General features: G+C 64.2%; 22 protein-coding genes and 1 tRNA gene. 10 read left to right on the forward strand and 13 right to left on the reverse strand.

What is annotated here, in order from left to right; all coding sequences use genetic code 11:
- Positions 1-12: 12 nt before the first annotated feature.
- The 8 genes from RQP54_RS16165 to leuA form a co-directional block, all read right to left on the reverse strand.
- Positions 13-1,623, reverse strand: coding sequence for an AMP-binding protein (locus RQP54_RS16165; protein ID WP_315679449.1), 1,611 nt, complete (start codon positions 1,621-1,623; stop codon positions 13-15).
- 26 nt (positions 1,624-1,649) lie between these two features.
- On the reverse strand, positions 1,650-2,825 hold the full coding sequence (locus RQP54_RS16170) for an acyl-CoA dehydrogenase family protein (protein ID WP_315679450.1): 1,176 nt from the start codon (positions 2,823-2,825) through the stop codon (positions 1,650-1,652).
- A gap of 2 nt (positions 2,826-2,827) precedes the next feature.
- On the reverse strand, positions 2,828-3,706 hold the full coding sequence (locus RQP54_RS16175; RefSeq protein ID WP_315679451.1) for an enoyl-CoA hydratase family protein: 879 nt from the start codon (positions 3,704-3,706) through the stop codon (positions 2,828-2,830).
- Positions 3,707-3,712: 6 nt separating this feature from the next.
- On the reverse strand, positions 3,713-4,261 hold the full coding sequence (locus RQP54_RS16180; protein ID WP_315679452.1) for a MarR family transcriptional regulator: 549 nt from the start codon (positions 4,259-4,261) through the stop codon (positions 3,713-3,715).
- Positions 4,258-5,052, reverse strand: a complete 795-nt coding sequence (locus RQP54_RS16185) for an SDR family NAD(P)-dependent oxidoreductase (RefSeq protein WP_315679453.1) — start codon at positions 5,050-5,052, stop codon at positions 4,258-4,260. The genes RQP54_RS16180 and RQP54_RS16185 overlap by 4 nt, the downstream gene beginning before the upstream one ends.
- Positions 5,049-7,376, reverse strand: a complete 2,328-nt coding sequence (locus RQP54_RS16190) for a bifunctional salicylyl-CoA 5-hydroxylase/oxidoreductase (RefSeq protein ID WP_315679454.1) — start codon at positions 7,374-7,376, stop codon at positions 5,049-5,051. Before RQP54_RS16190 ends, RQP54_RS16185 begins: the two co-directional genes overlap by 4 nt.
- Before the next feature lie 445 nt (positions 7,377-7,821).
- Complete coding sequence (locus RQP54_RS16195; protein ID WP_315679455.1) at positions 7,822-8,910, reverse strand: ABC transporter substrate-binding protein; 1,089 nt, start codon at positions 8,908-8,910, stop codon at positions 7,822-7,824.
- 163 nt (positions 8,911-9,073) lie between these two features.
- A complete protein-coding gene (gene leuA, locus RQP54_RS16200; RefSeq protein WP_315679456.1) occupies positions 9,074-10,792 on the reverse strand; it encodes a 2-isopropylmalate synthase in 1,719 nt (572 codons plus the stop codon).
- A gap of 282 nt (positions 10,793-11,074) precedes the next feature.
- Between leuA and grxD the strand changes: the two genes are divergently transcribed.
- Entirely contained in the window at positions 11,075-11,392 is a 318-nt protein-coding gene (gene grxD, locus RQP54_RS16205) for a Grx4 family monothiol glutaredoxin (RefSeq protein WP_315679457.1), read from the forward strand.
- A gap of 64 nt (positions 11,393-11,456) precedes the next feature.
- Here grxD and uraH read toward each other — a convergent pair whose 3' ends face one another.
- Positions 11,457-11,810: a hydroxyisourate hydrolase gene (gene uraH, locus RQP54_RS16210; RefSeq protein ID WP_315679458.1), complete on the reverse strand. Its 354-nt coding sequence runs from the start codon at positions 11,808-11,810 to the stop codon at positions 11,457-11,459.
- Positions 11,811-11,887: 77 nt separating this feature from the next.
- On the opposite strand from uraH, the gene RQP54_RS16215 reads away from it, so the two are divergent.
- The 6 genes from RQP54_RS16215 to RQP54_RS16240 all read left to right on the forward strand — a co-directional run bounded on the left by RQP54_RS16215 (position 11,888) and on the right by RQP54_RS16240 (position 21,039).
- Positions 11,888-12,547 (forward strand): GntR family transcriptional regulator, encoded by a 660-nt coding sequence (locus RQP54_RS16215; protein ID WP_315679459.1) that lies wholly within the window; start codon positions 11,888-11,890, stop codon positions 12,545-12,547.
- Positions 12,548-12,608: 61 nt separating this feature from the next.
- Positions 12,609-13,595, forward strand: coding sequence for an allantoinase PuuE (gene puuE / locus RQP54_RS16220; protein ID WP_315679460.1), 987 nt, complete (start codon positions 12,609-12,611; stop codon positions 13,593-13,595).
- A gap of 9 nt (positions 13,596-13,604) precedes the next feature.
- On the forward strand, positions 13,605-15,407 hold the full coding sequence (uraD, locus tag RQP54_RS16225; RefSeq protein WP_315679461.1) for a 2-oxo-4-hydroxy-4-carboxy-5-ureidoimidazoline decarboxylase: 1,803 nt from the start codon (positions 13,605-13,607) through the stop codon (positions 15,405-15,407).
- Complete coding sequence (locus RQP54_RS16230; protein ID WP_315679462.1) at positions 15,404-16,648, forward strand: ArgE/DapE family deacylase; 1,245 nt, start codon at positions 15,404-15,406, stop codon at positions 16,646-16,648. Before uraD ends, RQP54_RS16230 begins: the two co-directional genes overlap by 4 nt.
- Positions 16,649-16,890: 242 nt before the next feature.
- On the forward strand, positions 16,891-19,188 hold the full coding sequence (locus RQP54_RS16235; RefSeq protein WP_315679463.1) for an NADP-dependent malic enzyme: 2,298 nt from the start codon (positions 16,891-16,893) through the stop codon (positions 19,186-19,188).
- A 144-nt stretch (positions 19,189-19,332) separates the two neighbouring features.
- The gene (locus tag RQP54_RS16240) at positions 19,333-21,039 is read left to right on the forward strand and encodes a response regulator (protein ID WP_315679464.1); all 1,707 of its coding nucleotides are present in this window, start codon (positions 19,333-19,335) and stop codon (positions 21,037-21,039) included.
- Positions 21,040-21,144: 105 nt separating this feature from the next.
- On the opposite strand, the gene RQP54_RS16245 is transcribed toward RQP54_RS16240, so the two are convergent.
- The 4 genes from RQP54_RS16245 to RQP54_RS16260 form a co-directional block, all read right to left on the reverse strand.
- Positions 21,145-21,714 (reverse strand): YceI family protein, encoded by a 570-nt coding sequence (locus RQP54_RS16245; RefSeq protein WP_315679465.1) that lies wholly within the window; start codon positions 21,712-21,714, stop codon positions 21,145-21,147.
- Between the two features lie 44 nt (positions 21,715-21,758).
- Complete coding sequence (locus tag RQP54_RS16250; RefSeq protein ID WP_315679738.1) at positions 21,759-22,331, reverse strand: YceI family protein; 573 nt, start codon at positions 22,329-22,331, stop codon at positions 21,759-21,761.
- Positions 22,332-22,365: 34 nt separating this feature from the next.
- Positions 22,366-22,929, reverse strand: a complete 564-nt coding sequence (locus tag RQP54_RS16255; protein ID WP_315679466.1) for a cytochrome b — start codon at positions 22,927-22,929, stop codon at positions 22,366-22,368.
- Between the two features lie 88 nt (positions 22,930-23,017).
- Positions 23,018-23,281, reverse strand: coding sequence for a VF530 family protein (locus RQP54_RS16260; RefSeq protein ID WP_315679467.1), 264 nt, complete (start codon positions 23,279-23,281; stop codon positions 23,018-23,020).
- Between the two features lie 63 nt (positions 23,282-23,344).
- Here RQP54_RS16260 and RQP54_RS16265 point away from each other — a divergent pair.
- From RQP54_RS16265 to RQP54_RS16275, 3 genes are all read left to right on the forward strand, one after another.
- Positions 23,345-23,434: transfer RNA gene (locus tag RQP54_RS16265), tRNA-Ser, on the forward strand.
- A gap of 57 nt (positions 23,435-23,491) precedes the next feature.
- A complete protein-coding gene (locus RQP54_RS16270) occupies positions 23,492-24,124 on the forward strand; it encodes a phosphohydrolase (RefSeq protein ID WP_315679468.1) in 633 nt (210 codons plus the stop codon).
- Positions 24,125-24,259: 135 nt separating this feature from the next.
- A complete protein-coding gene (locus tag RQP54_RS16275; RefSeq protein ID WP_315679469.1) occupies positions 24,260-25,363 on the forward strand; it encodes an extracellular solute-binding protein in 1,104 nt (367 codons plus the stop codon).
- The last annotated feature ends 6 nt before the right edge of the window (positions 25,364-25,369 follow it).

Consider the following 25,369-nt stretch of genomic DNA (forward strand, 5'->3'; position numbering starts at 1 on the left):
TTCTGGGGGTGATCAGGGGGTGCGCAGCTTGAAGCGCTGCAACTTGCCTGTCTGGGTGCGCGGCAACTTGTCGATGAATTCGACCGCACGGGGGTATTTATACGGGGCAATTGCGCCCTTGACGAAGTCCTGCAGCGTTTTCACCATCATTTCGTCGCCCGTTTGTCCGGGCCGCAACACCACGAAGGCCTTCACGATCTGGCCGCGCTCCTCGTCCGGCACACCGATCACGGCACATTCGGCCACGGCGGGGTGCTGCATCAGCGCGTCCTCCACCTCCGGGCTGGCAATGTTGTAGCCCGAGGACACGATCATGTCATCGGTGCGCGACTGGTAGTGGAAGTAGCCATCGGCGTCCATCAGGTAGGCGTCACCCGTGTAGTTCCAGCCATTCTTCACGTAGTTGCCCTGGCGGTCACCGTACAGGTAGCGGCACCCGGTGGGGCCGCGTACTGCGAGCTTGCCCACGGTGCTCGGGGGCACAGGATTGCCGTTGTCGTCCATCACCTGGGCCTGGTAGCCGGGAATGACCCTGCCCGTGGCACCAGGCCGGGAACTGGCCTCGTCGGCCGAGATGAAGATGTGCAACATTTCGGTGGCACCGATGCCGTCGATGAGTTCGATGCCGGTGGCCTCGCGCCATTGCGTGCGCGTGGCTGCCGGCAAGGCTTCGCCGGCCGAAACACACTTGCGCAAACCTGTCTTGCGCAGCTCCAGGCCCCGCGCGGCCAGCGTGCGGTAGGACGTGGGGGCGGTGAAGCACACCGTGGCCCCGTATTCCTTGATGCCTTCGAGCAGTTGCGGCGGCCCGGCCTTGTCCAGCAGCACGGTGGAGGCGCCGATGGACAGGGGAAACAGCACCAACCCGCCCAGACCGAAGGTGAAGGCCAGCGGCGGGCTGCCGATGAACACATCGTCGGCCGTGGCCTGGAGCGTCGAGCGCGGCCAGCAGGCGCAGATGGCCATGACGTCGCGGTGGAAGTGCATGGTGGCCTTGGGGATGCCGGTGGTGCCGCTGGTGAACCCGATCAGGCAGGTGTCATCGCTGGCGGTATCGACATTGGCAAACTCGGTGGGCTTGCGCGCCATGCAGGCTTCCAGGCTGTCCGGCCCCTCGTAATTGAAGTGGCGCAGCTGGCGCAAGGCCGGCGAGGCCAGCGCCGCTTCGGCCATTTCCCCGGCCAGGGCGGCGTCGCACAGGGCATGGCTCACACGACCGATTTCCAGGATCTGCTTGAGCTCCTTGGCGCGCAAGAGCGGCATGGTGGCCACGGCAATGCCACCAGCCTTGACGATGCCGAACCAGCACGCTGCCATCATGGGCGTGTTGGGCGCATGCAGCAGCACGCGGTTGCCGGGCACCAGGCCCATGTCGGTGGTCAGCACATGGGCGATGCGGTTGGCGCGCTCGTACAGGTCGCGGTAGGTCCAGCGCACGCCGCCCGGGCCCTGCACGCACAGGCGCTCGCCGCGGCCTTCATGCACATGGCGGTCCAGCAGCTCCGCGGCACAGTTCAGCTGCGCAGGGAACTGCAGCTCGGGCAGGTCGAACACGAACTCGGGCCACTGGTCCCGGGGCGGCAGGTTGTCGCGGGCGAAGGTATCGAGGTGGGCGCTTGCCATGGTGGTGTCTCCTTGTGGGGCCGGCTTCAGCCGTGCTGTACCTTCACGTCCTTAAGCAGCTCGCGCGCGATGATGAGCTGCTGCACTTCGGTCGCACCTTCGTAGATGCGCAGGGCGCGGATCTCGCGGTAGAGCCGCTCCACCGGCACCTCGCTCACCACCCCCAGGCCGCCGAAGATCTGCACCGCGGCATCGATGACCTGCTGTGCACCCTCGGTCGCCACCATCTTGGCCATGGCGGCTTCACGGGTCACGTTTTCGCCCCGGTCACGTTGCCAGGCAGCGCGGTAGACCAGCAGTGCGGCACTGTCGATGGTGGTGGCCATCTGGGCCAACTTGGCCTGCGTGAGCTGGAAATCCGCCAGCACGCCACCGAACATCTTGCGCGTGGTGGCACGCTCCAAAGCTTCGTCGAGCGCCCGGCGGGCAAAGCCCAGCGCGGCGGCGGCCACCGAGGTGCGGAACACATCCAGCGTGCGCATGGCCACCTTGAAGCCCTCGCCCGCTGCACCGATGCGCTGGCTCACGGGGATGCGGCAGTTGTCGAACTGCAGCAGACCCAGCGGATGCGGGGCGATGACGTTGATGCGCTCCGGCACGGTGAAACCGGGCGTGTCGGCATCGACGATGAAGGCGCTGATGCCTCGTGCCCCCGGAGCTTCCCCGGTACGCGCAAACACCACATAGAAGTCGGCAATGCCACCATTGGAAATCCAAGTCTTTTTCCCGTTGAGCACCACGGTGTCGCCTTCCACGCGGGCCTCGCAGGCCATGGCGGCCACGTCCGATCCGGCATCGGGCTCGGACAGCGCAAACGCAGCGATGGCTTCGCCGGCCGCCACACGTGGCAGGTAGGCGCGCTTCTGGGCATCGGTCCCCGCCAGGCTGATGGCGCCCGAACCCAACCCCTGCATCGCAAATGCAAAGTCGGCCAGGCCCGAATGGCGGGCCAGGGTTTCGCGGACGAGGCAGATGGCGCGGGTGTCGATCACGTCCACCGCGCCACCATGGGCGGTACCGCCCACGGCATGGCGCAGCCAACCGGCAGCGCCCAAGGCCTTCACCAGGTCGCGGCACTCCTGGTCCACATTGGGGCCATGGTCGTGTGCAATGTGGGCATGTGCCCAGGCATCGAGCTCGGTGGCCAAGGCAGCATGGCGTGGCTCGAAGAAGGGCCACTGCAGGTAACGGGTATCGCTCATGCTCAGTTCCCTTCGAACTGGGGGCGCTGCTTGGCCACGAAGGCGTGGTAGGCGCGCTGGTAGTCATTGGTGAGCATGCACAGGGCCTGGGCCTGGGCTTCGGCCTCGATGGCCTGCTCGATGGTCATGGCCCATTCCTGGTGCAGCATGGTCTTGGTGATGCCATTGGCAAAGCTGGGGCCAGTGGCCAGGTCGGTGGCCCAGGCCTGGGCGTTGGCCAGCAGCTCTTCCGGCGCCACCAGGCGGTTGAAGAAGCCCGCGCGCTCGGCCTCTTCGCCGGGCACGGCGCGGCCGGTATAGAGCCAGTCACTGGCACGCCCTTGGCCGATGATGCGCGGCAGCATGGCGCAGGCACCCATGTCGCAGCCGGCCAGGCCCACGCGGTTGAACAGGAAGGCCGTCTTGCTGCGGGCAGTGCCCACGCGCAGGTCGGACGCCATGGACAAAATGGCCCCGGCCCCTGCACACACGCCGTCGATGGCGGCGATGATGGGCTGCGGGCAAGCCCGCATGTTGGCCACCAGCGCGCCGGTCATGCGGGTGAACATGAGCAGCTCCGGTGCCGGCAGATGGATCAGCGGGCCGATGATCTCGTGCACGTCGCCACCGGAGCAGAAATTGCCCCCCGCCCCCTGCAGCACCACGGCATGCACGTCCGGGGCGAGCTTCAGGGCCGCAAACAGGTCGCGCAGTTCGGCGTAGGAATCGAAGGTGAGCGGGTTCTTGCGCTCGGGGCGGTTCAGCGTGATGGTGGCCACGCCGGCCTCGTCGCACTGCCACAGGAAGTGGGTGGCCTGGTAGCCGCGCAGGGGCTTGCGGTTGCCCGCGAGCAGGCTGGCATCGATGCTGGGCGCGGTATGGGTCAGGGTCGGTGCGGTCATGCCGGTCTACTCCGGGTTGGAAGTTTGGAGAGGGTTTTGGGACGTAGAAAGCAGGTGCACCCGCAGGCGCCCCAGTTCCGTGTGCAGGGCCTGGATGGTCTTGGCGGGCAGCACGCCCAGCAGTTCCAGGATCCAGGCCTCGTGTTCCTGGGCCATGGCCTCGAACTGCTGACGGCCCTTAGGTGTGAGCGCCACGATGAAGGAGCGCCGGTCGGTTGCGCTGGCGATGCGCTCCACCAGGCCGTCACGCGCCAGCTCATCGGTGAGGCCGGTCACGTTGGCCCCCGTCACCATGAGGTAGCTGGAGAGGTCCTTCATGCGCAGCCCCTCGGGCTGGCGGTAGAGCTGGGCCAGGTAGTCAAAGCGCGGCAGCGTGGTGTCGAAGCGTGCGCGCAGGCGGCGGCGAATTTCGTCCTCGATCTGCGTGGTACAGGCCAGCATGCGCAGCCACAGCTTCAGGGCCGCATGGTCGGTCTGGTCGGCACGGGCTTCGTGGCCCAGTCCATCGGCCGCATCGAGCAGGGCCCGGCTGTGGTCGCCTGTGTTTTCGCTCATGCCATCACCTCCCCACCGCACACGGCAATCGATTGCCCATGGATCGCCGCGCTGCCGGGCAGGCACAGCCAAGCCACGGTGTCGGCCACCTCCTGGGGCTGCACGATGCGCCCTTGCGGGTTGCCCTTGGCGAACTCGGCGCGCGCGTCTTCCTCGCTGCGCCCGGTCTTGGCCACCACGTTGGCAATGCTCTCGCGCAGGATCTCGGTTTCCGTGTAGCCGGGGCACACCGCGTTGACGGTGATGCCCTTCTTGGCCACTTCCAGCGCCAGCGCCTTGGTCAGGCCAATGACGCCGTGCTTGGCCGCCACATACGCCGCCACATAGGCGTAACCCACCAGGCCGGCGGTGGAGGCCACGTTGACGATGCGGCCCCAGCGCGCGGTCAGCATGTCGCCCAGCGCCGCCTGCGTGCAGACAAAGGTGCCGGTGAGGTTCACGTCGAGCATCTGCTGCCACAGGGCCAGGTCGGTCTTGGCAAAGGGGGCGCTATGGGCCTGGCCCGCGTTGTTGACCAGGATGTCGATGGCGCCGAACTGGGCGCGTGCCTGGGCAAAGGCCGCATCCACCTGTGCCGCATCGGTGATGTCGGCCGCGACGGCCTGCATCGCACCCGGGTGGGCAGCCACCACGGCCTGCAGTGCTTCCAGCCGACGCCCCAGCACCGTCACGCGTGCGCCCTGGGCCGCCAGCGTGGTGGCAATGGCCGCACCGATGCCACTGCCGCCGCCGGTCACCACGGCATGGCGTCCGGCCAGCGCGGTGAAAAGTGACACCGCCTGCTGGGTCATTTGGCGCTGGCCTGCGCCTGGGCGCGGGCGTAGTTGGCTTCGAGCTGGGGCTTGGCCGAGCGGTACTGCTGCGGCCAGGCGATGGGGGTATAGCCGATGCGCGCAGCCTCGGTCAGGGTCCAGGCCGGATTGGCCAGGTGCGGGCGTGCCACCGCGCACAGGTCGGCCCGCCCGGCCGAGATGATGGAATTCACATGGTCGGCCTCGCTGATGGCACCCACGGCAATGGTGGGGATGCCCGCCTCCTGGCGCACGCGGTCGGCGAAAGGCGTCTGGAACATGCGCCCGAAGGTGATCTTCTCCTTCTTGCTGACCTGGCCCGAGGAGCAGTCGATCATGTCGGCCCCGGCGGCCTTGAAGGCCTTGGCAATGGCCACGGCATCGCTGGCGGTGATGCCGCCCTCGACCCAGTCGCTGGCCGAGATGCGCACGCTGATGGGTTTGTCCTGCGGCCACACGGCGCGCAACGCGGCAAACATTTCCAACGGGTAACGCAGGCGGTTTTCCAGGCTGCCACCGTATTCGTCGGTACGGTGGTTGACCAGGGGCGAGATGAAGCCCGAGAACAGGTAGCCGTGGGCACAGTGGAACTCCAGCCAGTCAAACCCCGCAGCAGCCGCGCGCTGGGCTGCCGCCACGAATTCGGCCTTGACGCGGTCCATGTCGGCGCGGGTCATGGCGCGCGCGGTGTCGCTCACCCCTTCCAGGTACTGCTGTTCGCTGGCGGCAATGATCGGCCAGTTGCCTTGGGCCAGCGGCTTGTCGATGCCTGCACCCTCCCACGGCGCATTGGTGGAGGCCTTGCCTCCGGCATGGCCGAGCTGGATGCCGATCTTGGCGTCCGAGTTGGCGTGCACCCAATCGACGATGTGCGCAAAGGCCGCCTGCTGCGTGTCGTTCCACAGCCCCGGGCATCCGGGAGTGATACGCCCGTCCGGACTGGGCGCTGTCATCTCCACCATCACCAAACCGGCGCCGCCCATGGCACGGGCCCCCAGGTGTACCAGGTGGTAGTCACCGACCACACCGTCCTGGGCCGAGTACTGGGCCATGGGCGAGACCATGACGCGGTTCTTGAGCGTGACACCGCGCACGGTGTAGGGCGTAAACATGGGCGGCGGGGCTTTGCCCACCACGGGTGCACCGGCCTTCCGGGCAAACCAGTCTTCATAGCCGCCGAGCCAGGTGGCGTCGCGCAGGCGCAGGTTCTCGTGGCTGATGCGCTGGCTGCGGGTGAGCATGGAGTACATGAACTGTTCGGGCTCCAGCTGGTCGCAGTAGCGCTCGCCACACACCTCGAACCACTCCATGGCGTTCCAGGCGGCGTTCTGCAGGCGCAGGGTCTCGATGCTGCGCTTGGCCTGGTACTCCGTAAGCACGGCAGGAATCTTGTCCACGGTGTCGCCGTGCTCGACGAACAGGGCGGTGAGGTCGATGGCGTCTTCCAGCGCCAGCTTGGTGCCCGAGCCAATGGCGAAGTGGGCCGTGTGCACGGCGTCGCCCATGAGCACCACGTGGCTGCCGTGTTCGTTCTTCAGCCACCACTGGTCGCACACCACGCGCTGGAAGTTGAGCCAGGCCGAACCGCGCAGGTGGCGTGCGTTGGTCATGAGTTGGTGGCCACCCAGGTTCTCTGCAAACAGCCTTTCGCAGAAGGCAATGCTCTGCGCCTGATCGGCCTGGTCCAGCCCGTGCGCCAGCCATACGTGTTCGGGACACTCAACGATGAAGGTGGAGGTCTCATCGTCGAACTTGTAGATGTGGGCCTGGAACCAGCCGTGCTCGGTGCGGCGGAAGTCGAAGGTGAAGGCATCAAACACCTTGTGCGTACCCAGCCAGATGTAGCGGTTGGGGCGGGTGACGATGTTGGGCTTGAAGACGTCCTGGTACTTGGTGCGGATACGCGAGTTGATGCCATCGCTGGCAATCACGAGGTCGGCATCGGGGTAGGCGGCGTCGGACTCGGCATCGACCTCGAACACTAGCTTGACGCCCAGCTGCTCGCAGCGCGCCTGCAGGATGTTGAGCAGCTTCTTGCGTCCGATACCCACGAAACCGTGGCCGCCGGAGCGGATGGTGCGCCCCTTGAACAGCAGTTCGATGTCATCCCAATGGTTGAAGGCTTCCTGGATCTCGTCGGCCGTGACCGGGTCCCAGCGGCGCATGTTGTCCATGGTGGCGTCAGAAAACACCACGCCCCAGCCAAAGGTGTCGTAGGGCTTGTTGCGCTCCACCACCGTCACGTCGTGGGCGGGGTTGCGCATCTTCATCAGGAGGCCGAAATACAAACCCGCCGGACCGCCGCCAATGCAGACAATTTTCATCACGCCTCCGATTTGATTTAGCAATAAATAGTTAACTACTTAACTAAATGCAAGTATCAGGGCTACACCGGAATCCGTACCTAGGACTTACCCTAGTGGCGCTTGCCACATCCCCTCTTCGCTAAAACTGCAATAAAAACACCACTATCCCCGCATGAATATTAATTTTCTTGCTATAAATACTGTAGCTATAGTCAATGCACGGTCATTCATCAAGCCGTGCACCCACGGCTCGCGGAGCGTCGCTGCATCATATGGACGGCCGACCAGCGATGACTTCTGAAGCGCCGATGCCACTGAATGGGACCGCTACTGGCAGGCACAGACCATTGGCCATGCATACCCGACTGGCGCAAGGTCACGGAACAGGGGGCACGCTTGCGCAAGGTACGCCGTGTGATTCACGCGACGAAGGTGCTTGACCAGGCGGCACCGCACACCCTACTTACGATCGCGTCGCTGCAGCAAGTGCCTTTAATCCAAAGTCGTATTGCTTGGACGAAGGGTTAAAAACCCGTGAAAACTGCCGAAAGTCGATCGTGTCCCAGCGCCTGCTCAACAGCAACTTGCGCTGGGTGGCCACGTTACCCGCATCGATGACCTGCATGGGTGAGCGGATGGTGGAGCCGAGAGCCGAAGCAAAGTCCTTGCCGTTGTGATAGTCGTACAGCAACACCATGGCCCAAGCCCCATCCATGAAATGACCACCCACGCTGGCACTCAGATCACCTTTGGCGATTGCTGCCAGCGCATCGTCGCTCCAGTCGACACCACCAATAAAGACATCCCGCCCCGGTGTCTTCTGCATCTGACGTGCCGCGTCGATCATGCGTAAGGCCATGGCGTCGCTGGCAGCCCACAAGACACGGGTAAGGGGGTAACGACGCAAAAGACCTACGGTGCGCGTGAACGCTTCTTGCGGGTCCCATCCGGCAAAGACGAGTTGGTTCAACCGCATATCATTGTTCTTGGCAAGCACCTGTTCGAGCCCTACACCGCGGTCCAACGCCGCCGACGAATCCCGGGTACCCGACAAAGCGATCATCTCGATGGGTTGGCGCGCTCCCTTGCTTCTGGCAGCGCCCGCGAGGGCCGTGGCCAGGGCAGCGCCCGCCTGTACGTCGTCGGGAAACATATGACCGATCCAGTATCGGAACTGCTCGCGCGGTGCGCCTACGCGGGCCCGGTCCTCAGCCAACAGATCGGTATTCAAGATAAAGGAGTGCACCTTGGCGGCTTCCGCCGCCGCAAGGATCTGTGCCACCGTACCGGCCTGGGCGATATACACCAGGTAGTCAGGCTTGGGCTGCGCTTGCAGAGCCTGTTCCGCAACACTGAGGGACTGAAAGCGGCCGGTGCCTGCATAGTAGACCTGCAGATCAATGTTCAAGCGTGTGGCGGCAGCCTGCATAAGGCTGGTCAACTTGTCCCAAAACGGGTTACCCGCCCGGTCAGGGTTAATGAATGCTATGCGCAGCGTTGGTTCCGCCGCCAGTGATAGCGGCGACACACCCGCGCAGGCGACCAGTCCCAACATCCGACTCCAATGGCGAATCCATCGACGTCTGGAAACGTCACCATCGTTCATTGCATCCCCCGTTTGGTGCACACTGCGCCAGTTCGCCCCATTGTTGGACTTGGCGCCATGCAGCGGCCTAGGGAATTCCCTGACCAAAGGCCGTGTACAACCAGCCCGCCTAAGCTGCCATGTCGGCCGGCTCGTCGCTGGGCACCAGCCCCAGGCGATTCACGCCGCTGATGAGGGCGCGGATGCTGGCCGTGACGATGTTGTTGTCCAAGCCCACGCCATAGCGCTCGCTGCCGCCCTGCGCAGGTGCCAGCTCCAGGAAGGCACAGGCCTGGGCATGGGCACTTTCGGTGCTGGCGTTGGTGGAGCGCTGCTCGAAGCTGCGCACCTGCACCTGGATGCCGATGCTCTGCAGCGCATGCACCGCGGCGTCGATGGGGCCATTGCCCTCGCCGCTGACGAGCAGGCTTTGGCCATTCACGTTCAGCCCCAGGCGGATGCCCTGCACGTGCTGCTTGCCGCTGGCGGCAGGGTGTTCGAAGAGGTGGTGCTCGACATAGCGCACGCCGGTCTGCGGTGCCTGCAGGTAGGTGGAATCGAACAGCGCCCAGAGGTCGGGGGCCGTCATCTCGCCGCCGTGGCTATCGGTCCACTTCTGCACCTCGGCGGAAAACTCCACCTGCAGTCGGCGTGGCATCACGATGCCGTAGCTGGTTTCCATGAGGTAGGCCACGCCACCCTTGCCGGACTGGCTGTTGACGCGGATCACCGAGTCGTAGCTGCGGCCCAGGTCGGCCGGGTCGATGGGCATGTAGGGCACGTCCCAGGTGGTTCGTTCCTTCTGCGCAGCGAAGCCCTTCTTGATGGCGTCCTGGTGCGAGCCCGAGAACGCGGTGAACACGAGGTCGCCCACATAGGGGTGACGCGGGTGAATGGGCAGTTGCGTGCAGTGCTCCACCGTGCGGGCCACAGCATTGATGTCGGAGAAATCCAGCCCCGGATTCACGCCCTGGGTGTAAAGGTTGAGCGCCAGTGTCACGAGGTCCACGTTGCCAGTGCGCTCGCCGTGGCCGAACAGGCAGCCTTCCACGCGGTCGGCACCGGCCATCAGCGCCAGCTCGGCCGCTGCCACCGCCGTGCCGCGGTCGTTGTGCGGGTGCAGGCTCAGCACGATGCTGTCGCGCCGTGCCAGGTGCGTGTGCATCCACTCGATCTGGTCGGCGTAGACGTTCGGCGTGGCCACCTCCACGGTGGCGGGCAGGTTGAGGATGATCTTGTTGTCCGGTGTAGCGCCCCAGGCCTCGGTGACCGCGTCGCAGATTTCCAATGCAAATTCGGGTTCGGTGCTGGTGAACACCTCGGGGCTGTACTGCAACACGAATTCGGTGGCCGGGTTCTCGGAGGCCAACTGCTTGATGAGGCGCACGGATTCGGTGGCGAGCTGCACCACCTCGGCCTTGTCCATGCCAAACACCACTTCGCGGAACACAGGCGCCGTGGCGTTGTACACGTGCACGATGGCCCGCTTGGCACCCACCAGGGACTCGAAGGTGCGGCGGATCAGGTGCTCGCGAGACTGCGTCAGCACCTCGATCGTCACGTCGTCGGGAATGTGACCGTCTTCGATGAGGGTACGGACAAAATCGAAATCGGTCTGCGAAGCGCTGGGGAAGGCCACTTCGATTTCCTTGAAGCCGATATCGCACAGCATCTTGAACATCTGCAGCTTGCGCGCCACGTCCATGGGCTCGAACAGCGACTGGTTGCCATCACGCAGGTCGGTGCTCATCCAGATTGGGGCACGGTCCAGCGTGCGCGAAGGCCACTGGCGCTGGGACAACTGGACGGGAGCGAAGGCTTGGTACTTGGATGCGGGCTGAGACAACACGGTAGACACTCCAGATAAGGCAGATTGAAGGCAATCTTACGTCGCATTGCGGAGCAGATTATTGCCAATATGCCTTCTTAGGTTTGATTATTGGAATCATGTGGCCATTTAACTGCAAAAAAGGCAATTTTCCAAAACAACCATCGCCAGTGAGCGCAAGGTGCAACCGTGCAGAACCTGGGCCCATGCCCATACACCGCCTACGACCTTTGTACTACGTCAAGGTCGGGCTGTAACGATGGTGAAATAATCCGCGCCTTGTTTTGCAAGGAACCCACAGCCATGAGCGACACCCAACAACGCATCGACGAACTGGTCAAGAACAACCCCATCGTGCTCTTCATGAAGGGAACCGCCAGCTTCCCGCAGTGCGGCTTCTCGGGCCGCGCGGTGCAGATCCTCAAGGCCTGCGGTGTGGACACCAAGGCCATCAAGACCGTCAACGTGCTGGAAGACGACGCCATCCGCCAGGGCATCAAGGAGTACAGCAACTGGCCCACCATTCCCCAGCTCTACATCAAGGGCGAATTCATCGGCGGCTCGGACATCATGATGGAGATGTACGAAAGCGGTGAACTGCAGACCACCATCAACGGCTGATTCCCACCGACGAAATGCGCAAAGCCACCTTCGGGTGGCTTTTTGCATGGCAGCGCACGAAGGGCTAGGAGCCGCGGTAGGTCGAATAGCTCCAGGGGCTCACCAGCAGCGGCACGTGGTAGTGCTGATCGGCATGGGCAACGCCGAAGTCCAGGCTTACGCGATTGAGGAAGTTCGGCTCGGGCAGTGCCACGCCTCTGGCCTTGAAATACCCTGCCACGTCGAACACCAGGCGGTAGGTGCCTACCTTCAGGCTCGCGTTGTCGTACAGCGGGCCGTCCGGGTTGCGGCCGTCGCTGTTGAGCTGAAAGCGCTTGACCAGCGTGGCCTGCTCGCCTTCGGTGGTGTACAGCGCCACTTCCATGCCGGATGCGGGGCAGCCGTGCATGGTGTCCAGAACGTGCGTACTCAGGCCCATCGTGTCTCCTTGTATGGGGGTTTTCGATCGTCCGTAAAAGTGTATACACTTTTTTCGAATACGGCTATCATGCCGCGATGCACGCCTCATCTCCCTCCTCTGTCACCCCCACCGATGCGATCGTGGAGTCACTGACCCGGGCCATCGTGGAACACCGCCTGCAGCCCGGCTCCAAACTGGCCGAACAACGCCTGGCCGATCAGTTTGGCGTATCCCGCACCCTGGTGCGCCAGGCCCTGTTCCAGCTCTCGCAGCAGCGCCTGGTGACATTGGAGCCAGCCCGCGGAGCCTTTGTGGCGGCTCCGTCGATGGAAGAGGCACGCCAGGTGTTCGGCGTGCGCCGCATGCTGGAGGCCGGCCTGGTCAAGGCCTTCATGGCGCAGCAGACCGAGAGCCAACTGCGCGCGCTGGAAGACCACATTGCTCAGGAAAAGATGGCCATCGCCCGCGGCGACGTCGCCGGTCGCACCACGCTGCTGGGCGACTTCCATGTCCACATGGCGGAACTCATGGGCAACACCGTGCTGGCACAGATGCTGGGCGAGCTGATTTCCCGCTGTGCCCTCATTACCCTGATGTACCAGTCCAGTACGGCGGCCTCGCATTCGGTCGACGAACACGCCACCCTGGTCGACGCCATGCGCGCCGGCGACGAACTGCGCGCCGTACGCTGCATGGACGAACACCTGCGCAACGTGGCCGCCACGCTCAACATCCTGGAAGAGGAAACGGTATGAGCGCAGTGCAGGGCCGCCCCCAACAAGCGCGCACCGCAGTGCGCAGCACGGAGGTTTTCCAATGAGCTTGCAGCGCCCCGGTTACCACGGCATCTACCAGAGCAACGCGCCCTACCCGCGCGACCTGAAGGGCTACGGCCCCACCCCACCCCATGCCCGCTGGCCCGGTGGGGCCCGCGTGGCGGTGCAGTTCGTGCTGAACTACGAGGAAGGCGGCGAGAACTGCGTGCTGCATGGCGATGCCGGCTCCGAGCAGTTCCTTTCGGAAATGTTCAACCCGGCCAGTTTTCCCGACCGCCACATCAGCATGGACGGCATCTACGAATACGGTTCGCGCGTGGGTGTCTGGCGCATCCTGCGCGAGTTCGAGAAGCGGGGCCTGCCGCTGACCGTGTTCGGCGTGGGCATGGCACTGGAACGCCACCCCGACCTGACTGCCGCGTTCAAGGAGCTGGGCCACGAGATCGCCTGCCACGGCTGGCGCTGGATCCACTACCAGAACATCGACGAAGCCACCGAGCGCGAGCACATGCGCTTAGGCATGCAGGCCATCGAGAAGCTCACGGGCGAGCGTGCCCTGGGCTGGTACACCGGGCGCGACAGCCCGCGCACCCGCCGCCTGGTGGCGGACTACGGCGGCTTCGAATACGACAGCGACTACTACGGCGACGACCTGCCCTTCTGGATGGAAGTGCAGCGCAGCGACGGCACGGTGGTGCCGCAGCTCATCGTGCCCTACACCCTGGACTGCAACGACATGCGCTTTGCCCTGCCCCAGGGCTATTCGCATGCGGACCCGTTCTTCCAGTACATGAAGGACAGCTTCGACACGCTCTATGCCGAGGGCGACCCCAACGGTCTGAACCAGCCCGCCATGATGAGCATCGGCATGCACTGCCGCCTGCTGGGCCGCCCCGGTCGCATCACCGCACTGCAGCGTTTCCTCGACCACATCGAACGCCACGCCGACGTGTGGGTCTGCCGCCGCGTGGACATTGCCCGCCACTGGCGCGCCACCCACCCCTACCAGCCTGCGCCAACTGCCTGAGGCCCACCCATGCCCCTGACCCTGGACCAACTCAACGCGGCACCATTGCAGGAGGCCGTAGCCCTGCTCGACGGCCTGTACGAGCACTCGCCCTGGATTGCCGAACAGGCCCTGCAACAACGCCCCTTTGCCTCACTGGCCCAGCTCAAGCACGCCTGTGCGCAGGTACTGGCCGCCGCCCCCCGCGAAGCGCAGCTGGGCCTGATACGCGCCCACCCCGAGTTGGCTGGCAAGGCCATGGTGGACAAGAGCCTCACGGCCGAAAGCACCAACGAGCAGACCAAGGCGGGTCTTACGCAGTGCACGCCGGCCGAGTTCGAGAAGATCCAGCAGCTCAACGCGGCCTACAACGACAAGTTCGGCTTCCCTTTCATCCTGGCCGTGCGCGGCCCACGCGGCACGGGGCTGAACAAGGCCGAGATCATTGCCACCTTTGAGCGCCGTCTGCACGGCCACCCCGACTTCGAACGTGAGGAATGCCTGCGCAACATCCACCGCATTGCCGAAATCCGCCTGCAGGACAAGTTCAGGGCGGTGCCGGAAGTGGGCAATCGGGTGTGGGACTGGCACGAGGCGCTGGCCCAGCATTCGGAGCCTCCCTTTGCCGAACAGGGCCAGCTCACCGTCACCTACCTCAGCGATGCCCACCGCGCCTGCGCCCAGCGCATCGCCAAGAACATGCACGACTGCGGCTTCGACAGCGTGCACATCGACGCCGTCGGCAACGTCGTCGGTCGCTATGAATCCAGTAGCGGCTTACGCAATGAATACGCGGGCCAGAAGCCAAAAACACTGTTGACCGGCAGCCATTACGACACCGTGCGCAACGGTGGCAAATACGACGGCCGTCTGGGCATCTTCGTGCCGCTGGCGGTGGTGCAGCAGCTGCACGCTGCGGAACAGCGCCTGCCCTTCGCGCTGGAGGTGGTGGCGTTTTCCGAGGAAGAGGGCCAGCGCTACCCGGCCACCTTCCTGGGCTCGGGCGCGCTCGTGGGCGACTTCAAGGCCGAGTGGCTGGACCAGGTCGATGCCCAGGGCATCAGCCTGCGCGCCGCCATGCAGCACGCCGGCCTGTGCGTGGACGACATTGCGAAACTGCGCCGCAACCCGGACGACTACCTGGGCTTCGTGGAAGTGCACATCGAACAGGGCCCGGTACTCAATGAGCTGAACCTGCCCCTGGGGGTAGTGACCTCCATCAACGCCAGCGTGCGCTACCAGTGCGAAGTGGTGGGCATGGCCAGCCATGCCGGAACCACCCCCATGGACCGGCGCCGCGACGCCGCCGTGGCGGTGGCCGAGCTGATGCTCTTCATGGAACAGCGCGCCCGCACCGACGGCGACTCGGTTGCCACCGTAGGCCAGCTGCACGTGCCTGCGGGGTCGGTGAACGTGGTACCCGGGCGCTGCCTGTTCTCGCTCGACCTGCGCGCACCCAGCAATGCGCAGCGCGATGCGCTGGAGCGTGATGTGCTGGAAAAGCTGGCTGCCGTCTGCCAGCAGCGCGGGCTGCACCACACGGTCAAGGAGTCCATGCGTGCCAGCGCTGCCCCTAGCAGCCCGGATTGGCAGGCACGCTGGGAAGCCGCCGTGGCCTCCACCGGTCTGCCGGTGCACCGCATGCCCAGCGGCGCCGGGCATGACGCCATGAAGCTGCACGAGCTGATGCCGCAAGCCATGCTGTTCGTGCGCGGGCAGAACAGCGGCATCAGCCACAACCCGCTCGAATCCACCACCAGCGACGACATGGAATTGGCCGTTCAGGCCTTCAACCACCTCGTCCACCAACTTGCCAAGGACTGCACCGCATGACCGCCTACGAACAACTCGACGCCTGGATCGACGCCCACTTCGACGAACAGGTGGCATTCCTGCAGGAACTCATCCGCGTACCCACCGACACACCCCCGGGCAACAACACGCCCCACGCGCTGCGCACCGCCGAATTGCTGCAGGCCTTCGGCATGCAGGCCGAGCAGCACGCCCCCCCGCAAGCGGCGGTCGATGCGGCCGGACTGCAGAGCATCACCAACCTGATCGTGCGCCGCCAGTACGGCTCCGGAAAAACGATAGCCCTGAACGCCCATGGCGACGTGGTTCCGCCCGGTGACGGCTGGACCCACCCCCCCTACGGTGGCGAGATTGCCGACGGCAAGATCTATGGCCGCGCGGCCGCGGTCAGCAAATGCGACTTCTCCACCTTCACCTTTGCGGTGCGGGCGCTGGAAGCGGTCGCCAAGCCCCAGACGGGTAGCGTGGAATTGCACTTCACATACGACGAGGAATTCGGGGGCGACGTCGGCCCCGGCTGGTTACTGGAACAGGGCATTACCAAGCCAGACCTGATGATTGCCGCCGGCTTCAGCTACCAGGTGGTGGTGGCGCACAACGGCTGTCTGCAGATGGAAGTGACCGTGCACGGCGAGATGAGCCACGCCGCCATTCCCGACAGCGGCACCGACGCGCTGCAAGGAGCCGTGCACATCATGAACGCACTGTACGCGCGCAATGCCGAGTACAAGAAGATCCGCTCCCAGGTCGAAGGCATCACCCACCCCTACCTGAACATCGGACTCATCAACGGCGGCACCAACACCAACGTCATACCGGGCAAGGTGGTGTTCAAGCTCGACCGCCGCATGATCCCTGAGGAAGACTCTGGCGCAGTGGAGCAGGAAATGCGCGATGTGATCGCTGCCGCCGCCGCCAGCTACAACCCGCCACGCGGGAGCAAGGGCATTCGCGTCGACGTGCGCCGCATGCTGCTGGCCAACGCCATGAAGCCCCTGGCCGGGAACCAGCCGCTGGTGAACGCCTTACAGAAACACGGCAGCGCCGTGTTCGGCGAGAACATCCCCGCGCTGGGCACCCCGCTGTACACCGACGTGCGCCTGTATGTGGAGCGCGGCATTCCCGGCGTCATCTACGGCGCCGGGCCACGCACGGTGCTCGAATCGAACGCCAAGCGCGCCGATGAAAACCTGGTGCTCGAAGACCTGCGCCGCGCCACCAAGGTGGTGGCTCGCAGCCTCGCCGACTTGCTGAGCGCCTGATCCCCTTCCTCCGATTGGGCTACTGCCCGGGGCGCCTGACGTGCTAGAGTTGACCCCCTTCGCATTGGAGCGGGACGGTACCCGGGTCCCGCAATGCGGGCCTAAAAGGCCAGCATCCCATTTTTTCGGGCAGTCACCCGCACTGCCCCGGCTGGCAAGCCCAGGCCGCCTGCATCGTCAGGCGTGAATTTGATCGTTCCGGTGGCGCAGTCACTGCGCGCCGGTGAAGTTTGGAGTTCCCCATGTCCCAAGAATTGTCCCCCGCAGAAAGCATGCTGCGCGATGCTGCACGCGCCTACCACCGCCTGCCCAGCCGCGGCAAGATCGCCGTCCAGCCCACCAAACCCCTGACCAACCAGCGTGACCTCTCGCTGGCCTACTCGCCCGGCGTGGCCTACCCCTGCCTGGACATCCAGGCCGACCCGAGCCTGGCTGCCGAATACACCAGCCGCGGCAACCTGGTGGGCGTGATCACCAACGGCACCGCCGTGCTGGGCTTGGGCAATATTGGCCCGCTGGCCGGCAAGCCGGTGATGGAGGGCAAGGGCTGCCTGTTCAAGAAGTTTGCCGGCGTGGACGTGTTCGACATCGAGCTGGCCGAGAACGACCCGGACAAGCTGATCGAGATCATCGCCGCGATGGAGCCCACCCTGGGCGGCATCAACCTCGAAGACATCAAGGCGCCTGAGTGCTTCTACATCGAGAAGGCACTGACGGAGCGCATGAACATTCCGGTGTTCCACGACGACCAGCACGGCACCGCCATCATCTCGGCCGCTGCGGTGCTCAACGGGCTGGAGCTGGTAGGCAAGGACATAGGCGCAGTGAAGTTCGCTGTATCCGGTGCCGGTGCCGCGGCCATTGCCTGCCTGGACGTGATCGTGGGCCTGGGTGCCAAGCGCGAAAACATCTATGTCTGCGACTCCAAGGGCGTGATCTATGAGGGCCGTGCCGGTGGCATGGACGCCTCAAAGGCGCGCTACGCACAGAAGACCGAGGCCCGGTCCCTGGCCGACGTGGTGACCGGTGCCGACGTGTTCCTGGGCTGCTCCACGGCCGGTGTGCTCACACAAGACATGGTCAAGACCATGGCGCCCCACCCCATCATCCTGGCCCTGGCCAACCCCGAGCCCGAAATTCGCCCCGAGCTGGCCAAGGCCGTGCGCCCGGACTGCATCATTGCCACCGGCCGATCGGACTACCCCAACCAGGTGAACAACGTCCTGTGCTTCCCCTACATCTTCCGTGGCGCGCTGGACTGCGGTGCCACCAAGATCACCGAAGCCATGAAGCTGGCCTGCGTGCGCGAGATCGCCGCGCTGGCCAAGGCCGACATCAGCGAGGAAGTGGCCAATGCCTACGCAGGCCAGGAACTGCATTTCGGGGCTGACTACCTGATTCCCAAGCCCTTCGATTCGCGCCTGATCCTGCGCATTGCCCCGGCCGTGGCCAAGGCTGCCGAGGAAAGCGGCGTGGCCACGCGCCCCATCACCGACCTGGACGCCTACCGCCAGAGCCTGATGCGTTTCGTCTACTCCACCGGCATGGTGATGCGCCCGGTGTTCAACGCCGCGCGCAAGGCCACACCGCAGCGCGTGGCGTTTGCCGAAGGCGAAGACGAACGTGTACTGCGCGCCGCCCAGGTCACTCTGGACGAAGGCCTGGCCGTGCCTATCCTGATCGGGCGTCCTGCCGTCATCGAGGCGCGCATCAAGAAGTCCGACCTGCGCCTGAAGCTCGGCGAGAACGTCGAGTGCGTGAACCCCGAAGACGACCCGCGCTTCCGACAGTACTGGGAGACCTACCACCGCCTGCTGGGGCGCCGTGGCGTAAGCCCCGAAGCCGCCAAGGCGGCAGTGCGCCGCAGCACCACCACCATTGCCTCCCTGATGGTCAAGCTGGGTGATGCCGACGCCATGATCTGCGGCCTGCACGGGCGCTTCGACGTGCACCTCGACCACATCCGCGACGTGATTGGCGTCAAGGAAGGCGCGCCGGGCCTGGCTACGCTCAACGCGCTGATGCTGGAAAAGCACACGCTCTTCATTGCCGACACCTTTGTCAACGAAGACCCGAGCGCCGAACTGCTCGCCGCCATTGCCCAGATGGCGGTGGACGAAGTGCGCCGCTTCGGCCTGCCGCCCAAGGTGGCCTTCCTCTCGCACTCGAACTTCGGCTCCAGCAGCCGCGCCTCGGCGCTCAAGATGCGCCGCGCCCGCGACCTGTTTGCGGCAGCCTGCCCCGATGTGGAATGCGACGGCGAGATGCATGGCGACGCCGCCTTCAGTGACGAGGTGCGCAACAACGCCACGATGGACAGCACGCTGCATGGCGAAGCCAACATCCTGATCTGCCCGAACCTGGATGCCGCCAACATCCTGTTCAGCGTGCTCAAGATGACCTCGGCACACAACGTCACCATCGGCCCGATCCTGCTCGGCGCCGCCGCCAGCGCCCATGTGCTCAACCCCTCGGCCACCGTGCGCCGCATCGTGAACATGACGGCATTGGCAGCAGCCAAGGCGGCCAACACGTTCTGAGTTCAACCCCGCCCCGCAGTACCCTTCGAGCCGCCCCAGCCCACCGCTGGCGCGGCTTTTCTGCTATTCATTACGCACCAAAAAGGGTATAAGTAGCACTGTTGCCACAACGCCGTGGAGTTGGACCATGGCTGCACGCCTTTTATGCGACTGATAGCGGACGACCTTTCCTCGTGCTCGGCCCTCGTGGTGGATGCCAACCCCACGTCGCGCTCGATCCTGATTTCGCAGCTGCGCGACTTCGGTGTGGGCTCGGTGGCGCAAGCTGCACGTGCGCAGGACGCACGCAAGCAACTCGAGTTCCGCACCTTCGACTTCGTGCTGTGCGAGCAGCACTTTTCGACCGATGCCATGACCGGGCAAGACCTGCTCGATGACCTGCGCCGCAACCAGCTGCTGCCCTTTTCCACGGTGTTCCTCATGATCACGGCGGAAGCCACCTACGCCAAGGTGGCCGAAGCAGCGGAATCGGCGCTGGATGGCTACCTGCTCAAGCCGCACAAGGCCACCCAGCTGGCCGAACGCCTGCATGCCGCCCGCCTGCGCAAGGAGTCCCTGCGGGAGATTTTCGAGGCCATCGACAACGAGAAATTCGAAGAGGCCGCAGCCCTGTGCATGCAACGCTTCGAGTCCAAGGGCAAGTTCTGGCTCTACGCCGCGCGCGTTGGCGCGGAGCTGCTGTTGCGCCTGCAGCGTCCGGCCGATGCCCAGGCCCTGTACAAGGCAGTGGTGGACGCCAAGACCCTGCCCTGGGCGCGCCTGGGCGTGGCGCGGGCCCAGCTCGAAGCCGGGCAGGTAACCCAGGCCACCAGCACGCTGGAGAGCCTGATCAGCAGCGACGGCAATTTCGCTGACGCCTATGACGTGATGGGCCGTGCCCAGATCGAACTGGGTAAGTTCGACAAGGCACTGGAGACCTACAAGATGGCAGCCACGCTCACACCGCACGCCATCACGCGGGTGCAGAGCCTGGCCATGATGACCTACTACGCTGGGGACCACAAGGAAGCGGAAGCCTTGCTGGACAAGACCGTACGCATGGGCCTGGACTCGAAGATGTTCGACGCCCAGACCCTGGTGCTGCTGGCCTTCACGCGCCTCGAACTGGCCGACCGCAAGGGCCTGCAACGCTGCTACGACGACTTCCTGCGCCTGCTGGAGAAGGACGAGGACAACCGCCGCCTGCAACGCCTGTGCGGCATCGTCCAGACCCTGAACCTCATCATGCAGAGCCAGTTCGCCGCCTCGGTGGATGCAGTGCGCCAGGCCTGCAAGACCATCCGCGAACCCGATTTCGACTTCGAGTCGGCGTCCAACCTCGTGGCGCTGCTGTGCCACCTGGCCACGCGCTCGATCCAGCTCGACGAAGTGGACGCCGTCGTGACGACCCTGGGCATGCGCTTCTGCAACAACCGCTCGCTCACCGAGTTGCTGGCCGGCAGCGCCAAATTGCACCCGCCCTATGAGGCGCGCATCCGGGAATGCCAGACCAAGGTACTCGAAATGGCCGAAGTGGCCATGGCCCTGAGCATGTCGGGCAACCCTGCGGCGGCCGTGAAGAACCTGGTACTGCACGGCCGCGAAACGCTCAGCGCCCGCCTGATCGACAACGCCTGGCAGGTGTTGCACAAGCATGGTGCCAAGATTGCCGATGCCGATGCCATGGGTCAGGAGGTGCAGGAATTGCGCTCCCTGTCAGGTGCGCATCTCACGTCCAACAAGGCCACGCTGGGTGACCCCAAGCGCCAAGCCGGAGGTTTGGCGCTGCGCACCGGAACACGCCCGCCACCCGACAAGATGGTGGCCAAGTACAAGGCCGCTGCAGCGGTCCAGTCGCTATCGCTTCAGTAGCTTAATACGCAGCTTCCACCGGGGCTTGGTGGCAGTACAAAGAAAAAACCGGCACAAGGGCCGGTCGCTTGGGGTGCAGGCGCTTGCGCCGCCGGTTGCAGCTGCTTACTGCTTGATGGCTTCGAGGGCGATGGTGATGGTTACGTCGTCACCCACGTAAGGAGCGTACTTGCCGGCGTTGAATTCGGTACGCTTGATGGTGGTCACCGCATCAGCGGCAATCACGTCCTTCTTCATCATCGGGTGCTGGGTGGCCACGAAGTTGTTGATCTTCAGGGTCACAGGCTTGGTCACACCCTTGATGGTCAGGTTGCCTTCCACGGCAGCGGGCTTGTCACCCTCAAACACCACCTTGGTGGACTTGAACGTGGCGGTGGGGTACTTGGCGGTATCCAGGAAATCCTCGCCCTGGATGTGGCCGTTGAAGGGGGCAAAACCGGTATCCACCGCCTTCATGTCGATCACCACGTCCACCGACCCGGTCTTGGCGGCCTTGTCGAAGGTCACGGTGCCAGTCGTGTTGTTGAAGCGGCTTTGCTGCGTGGACAGGCCCAGGTGGTTGTAGGAAAAACGGGGGAAGGTATGCGAAGGGTCGATCGCAAAGGTGTCAGCAGCGCCAGCGGCACCTGCAAGTGTGGACAAGGCCAGGGCGGCAGCAATGAAGGAAGTACGCATGGTTATTCTCCTGAATGAAAACTGGTTGATGGGACTAAGGAAACTTAAATCTTGCCGACACCGGTCAGGGCAAGCTTGATCTTGACTTGGACATCGTCTGCCACCATGGAGGTATCGGCCCATTCGTTCTCGCCGATCTTGAAGGCCAGACGCTTGAGTCCGAAGCTGCCGGTCACCGTGGTCGTCGCGCCGCTCTGGCTCAGGGCCACGGGCACGACCACATCGCGGCTGGTGCCCTTGATGGCCAACTTGCCGCTGACCTCGAACTTGCCCCCCCCCAGCCCCTTGACGGCGGTGGACTGGAAGCTTGCCTGCGGGAACTTGGCCGTATTGAACCAGGTGGCCTTGGGCAACTCCGCATCTGTCTCGGGAGCCCCTACCGTGGCGCTGGCCAGGTCCACCGTGAAAGCGATCTTGCTGGTATCGGGCTTGGCCGGGTCGAAGGCGATCTGGGCGTCGAATTTCTTGAAGCGCCCTTCCACCGGCACGCCCATCTGCTTGCTCACAAAGACAATTTCACTCTGGCCGGGCACCAGTTTCTGCTGAGCCTGGGCCCAGGGGCTGGCGGCGAGCAAGACCAGGGCCGTGGCAGCGGTCAGAGATCGGATCGGGGTCATCATGGTGTGTTCCTTCAACAATGTTGCTTGGTCTTCAGCCACGGGCGGGGCGCATGCGGTCCAGCAACCCATCCTTGTCGATGAAGTGGTGCTTGAGGGCCGCGGCCACGTGCAGCAGCACCAAGCCGGCCAGGATCAAGGCGCTGATTTCATGCCAGGGCTTGATCAGCTCGGCCAATGCCTTGTCAGCCGCAACGAAATCGGGCAAAGGCAGCACGCCGAACAGAACGATGGGAAAGCCCGCCGCAGAGCTGTAGGCCCAGCCAATCAGCGGCACGACGAAGAACAGGGCATACAGGGCAGCATGCGTCGCATGGTAGGCACGGTGCTGCCATTGCGGCATCGCCGCAGTCATCGATTGAGGCAAGGCCGGTGCCGGGTGGGTCAGGCGCCACAGCAGACGCACCACCGACAGAATCAGCACCGTCACACCGGCCCATTTGTGCCAGTTGTACAGCTTCAGTCGCGTTGGCGAGAACGGCAGATCCGTCATGTAGGTGCCGACCACGAACAGGCCCACCAATGCCAGGCCCAGCACCCAGTGCAGTACCACGGCGGTGGTCGAGTAACGTGTTGCGGAAGAAGTTTGCGATGTCATGGGCCCGCAGTGTAGGGCCCATGAATTCAATCATTTTTGCAATTGATTGACGTTTAAATTCAAACTTTTTGAATGTTTAGGGACCCGCTCAACCGCCGCGCTGGTGATGGCGCAAGGTGGCCAGGTACAGGGCCTCTACCTTCTCGCGGGCCCAGGGGGTCTTGCGCAGGAACTTCAGGCTGGAGGACATGCTGGGGTCTGCACTGAAGCAGCGCACCGGTATGCGCTGCGCCAGACCGTCCCAGCCGTAGTAGTCGACCAATGCCTGCAGCAGCGCCTGCAAGGTCACCCCATGCAAGGGATTGCGGGGCTGTTCAGGCCGGGCGGGCGGCGGGGCTTCGGAGTCTTGCATGGCCCGATTGTGGCAGTTCGCGCGGTCCCTACGGCGCTTTGTTGGGTAGAATCCGGGCCTTCTGGAAGCTTGGCCGAGCGGTTTAAGGCACCGGTCTTGAAAACCGGCGAGGGGTTAAACCCTCCGTGAGTTCGAATCTCACAGCTTCCGCCACAATGCAAACCCCAAGCGCATCGCGTGCTTGGGGTTTTTTTCGTTGCAACACACACCATGCCAAGCCAAGCTCACCGCGCCTGGGTGCGCCTGCCCTCGGGGCGGCGCATGGATCTGAACAACCCGACCTTTGCCGACATTGACGACCACGACCTGGCCCTGGGACTGGCGCGGACGTTTCGCTGGGGTGGCCACTCGCGCTGGCCGCTGCCGATGTCGGTGGCCCAGCATTCGCTGCTGGTGCTGCAGATCCGGCGCAACCAGAGTACCTTGAGCCCGACCGCCCAGTTGCGCGAGTTGCTGCACGACGCCGAGGAAGGCCTGATCGGCTTTGACCCGATCTCGCCGCTCAAACCGGTGCTGGGCGCGGAATTCCTGGCCCTGATGGACCGCATGCAGAAGATGGTGTTTGCCCGCTATGGCCTGGCCTGGTGGACGGCGCAGGACAAGGCGCGGCACAAGAAGGCCGACATCCTGGCAGCTGCCAGTGAAGCGATCCATGTCGCCGGATGGGATGCGCAGGAGGTGCAATCGGTACTCGGCATCGAGGTCGCCCCGCTGCAAAACGACCCCCTCCAGGCCGTACACGGCGGAACAGCCTGGGAACCTTGGCCTGTGGACGTCTGTGTGGAGCGGTTCCTGAAGGAGCTGCATTCGCTTCTGGCCCTGCGCGACCAGACAGCAGCCTGATTCACCCCTTGTTGTGGCACCGTGGTCCACCCCCTCGGTGGCTCCAGTGCGCGCGGAAATCCTGGCCATACTGTTACAAAAGGTTTCATGTCCTGCGCGACGCCAGAGAAGAAGACCCACCACGAGGAGATTTCCATGATTCGACGCCTTCGGGCCCTGCTGGGCATCGCTGCCTGTGCTTTGACCAGTCTTTCCACTTTTGCTGCAGAGCCCCGGACGCTGAGCGTCTACAACTGGAGCGAATACATTGCGGAGGACACCATCCGCAATTTCGAGAAGGAAACAGGAATCAAGGTGCGCTACGACACCTTCGACCAGGAGGAAGTCCTGCAGGCACGCCTGCTCATGGGCAACTCCGGCTACGACGTGGTGGTCATCGGCACCGAGTACGGCAAGGGTCTGATCGAGTCCGGCACGTTTCAGAAACTCGATCGCAGCAAGCTCAGCAACTGGTCGAACCTCGATGCATCGATTCTGGAAAAGATGGCCAAGGTCGACCCCGGCAACCACCACCTCGTGGACTGGCTCTGGGGCTTCACCACCGTGGGAGTGAACACGGCGCGCCTGAAAGCCGCGCTGGGTGACCTGAAGTGGCCGGAAAACCCCTGGCAACTGCTGTTCGACCCCCAGTACGCCTCCCGGGCAAAAAGCTGTGGCATCAGTGTGGTGGACACGCCCACTGCCATCATCCCCCAGGCGCTGATGTACCTCGGAAAGAACCCTTACAGCACCAATGTCGGCGACTACACCGAAATTGCACCGATGCTGCGCGCCGTACGCCCCTTCATCAGCAACTTCTCGGGTTCGGGCTACATCGACCGCATGGCGAACGGTAACCTGTGCCTGGTGGTCGGCTACTCGGGTGACATCAACATGGCGCGCAATCGCGCCATCCAGGCCAAGCGCAACGAACCCATCGAAGCACTGATTCCACCGCACGGTGCCACGCTGTTCTTTGACTCAATGGCGATTCCGCGCGACGCCAAGGAAGTCGATGCCGCGCACCAATTCATCAATTACATCCTGCGTCCCCAGGTGCATGCCTCGCTCACCAACAAGCTCTACTACGCCAACCCCAACACGGCGGCCATGCGTTTCGTGAACCCGGAAATCGCCAACAACAAGACCGTGTTTCCGGATGCCCAGACCCTGCGCACCATGGTGACGCCCGAAGGCCTGCCCCAGAGCGTGCGCAAGATCCAGGTACGTACGTTCTCCATGTTCAAGAGCGGCCTGTAAAGCGGC

The sequence above is a fragment of the Curvibacter sp. APW13 genome, assembly GCF_032337135.1.
Taxonomy (GTDB): Bacteria; Pseudomonadota; Gammaproteobacteria; order Burkholderiales; family Burkholderiaceae_C; genus Allorhodoferax.

Coding starts and splice junctions, on each gene's coding strand:
- RQP54_RS16165 (WP_315679449.1), bottom strand. CDS start 1,623: ATGGCAAGCGCCCACCTCGATACCTTCGCCCGCGACAACCTGCCGCCC.
- RQP54_RS16170 (WP_315679450.1), bottom strand. CDS start 2,825: ATGAGCGATACCCGTTACCTGCAGTGGCCCTTCTTCGAGCCACGCCAT.
- RQP54_RS16175 (WP_315679451.1), bottom strand. CDS start 3,706: ATGACCGCACCGACCCTGACCCATACCGCGCCCAGCATCGATGCCAGC.
- RQP54_RS16180 (WP_315679452.1), bottom strand. CDS start 4,261: ATGAGCGAAAACACAGGCGACCACAGCCGGGCCCTGCTCGATGCGGCC.
- RQP54_RS16185 (WP_315679453.1), bottom strand. CDS start 5,052: ATGACCCAGCAGGCGGTGTCACTTTTCACCGCGCTGGCCGGACGCCAT.
- RQP54_RS16190 (WP_315679454.1), bottom strand. CDS start 7,376: ATGAAAATTGTCTGCATTGGCGGCGGTCCGGCGGGTTTGTATTTCGGC.
- grxD (WP_315679457.1), top strand. CDS start 11,075: ATGAGCGACACCCAACAACGCATCGACGAACTGGTCAAGAACAACCCC.
- uraH (WP_315679458.1), bottom strand. CDS start 11,810: ATGGGCCTGAGTACGCACGTTCTGGACACCATGCACGGCTGCCCCGCA.
- RQP54_RS16215 (WP_315679459.1), top strand. CDS start 11,888: ATGCACGCCTCATCTCCCTCCTCTGTCACCCCCACCGATGCGATCGTG.
- puuE (WP_315679460.1), top strand. CDS start 12,609: ATGAGCTTGCAGCGCCCCGGTTACCACGGCATCTACCAGAGCAACGCG.
- uraD (WP_315679461.1), top strand. CDS start 13,605: ATGCCCCTGACCCTGGACCAACTCAACGCGGCACCATTGCAGGAGGCC.
- RQP54_RS16230 (WP_315679462.1), top strand. CDS start 15,404: ATGACCGCCTACGAACAACTCGACGCCTGGATCGACGCCCACTTCGAC.
- RQP54_RS16235 (WP_315679463.1), top strand. CDS start 16,891: ATGTCCCAAGAATTGTCCCCCGCAGAAAGCATGCTGCGCGATGCTGCA.
- RQP54_RS16240 (WP_315679464.1), top strand. CDS start 19,333: ATGCGACTGATAGCGGACGACCTTTCCTCGTGCTCGGCCCTCGTGGTG.
- RQP54_RS16245 (WP_315679465.1), bottom strand. CDS start 21,714: ATGCGTACTTCCTTCATTGCTGCCGCCCTGGCCTTGTCCACACTTGCA.
- RQP54_RS16250 (WP_315679738.1), bottom strand. CDS start 22,331: ATGACCCCGATCCGATCTCTGACCGCTGCCACGGCCCTGGTCTTGCTC.
- RQP54_RS16255 (WP_315679466.1), bottom strand. CDS start 22,929: ATGACATCGCAAACTTCTTCCGCAACACGTTACTCGACCACCGCCGTG.
- RQP54_RS16260 (WP_315679467.1), bottom strand. CDS start 23,281: ATGCAAGACTCCGAAGCCCCGCCGCCCGCCCGGCCTGAACAGCCCCGC.
- RQP54_RS16270 (WP_315679468.1), top strand. CDS start 23,492: ATGCCAAGCCAAGCTCACCGCGCCTGGGTGCGCCTGCCCTCGGGGCGG.
- RQP54_RS16275 (WP_315679469.1), top strand. CDS start 24,260: ATGATTCGACGCCTTCGGGCCCTGCTGGGCATCGCTGCCTGTGCTTTG.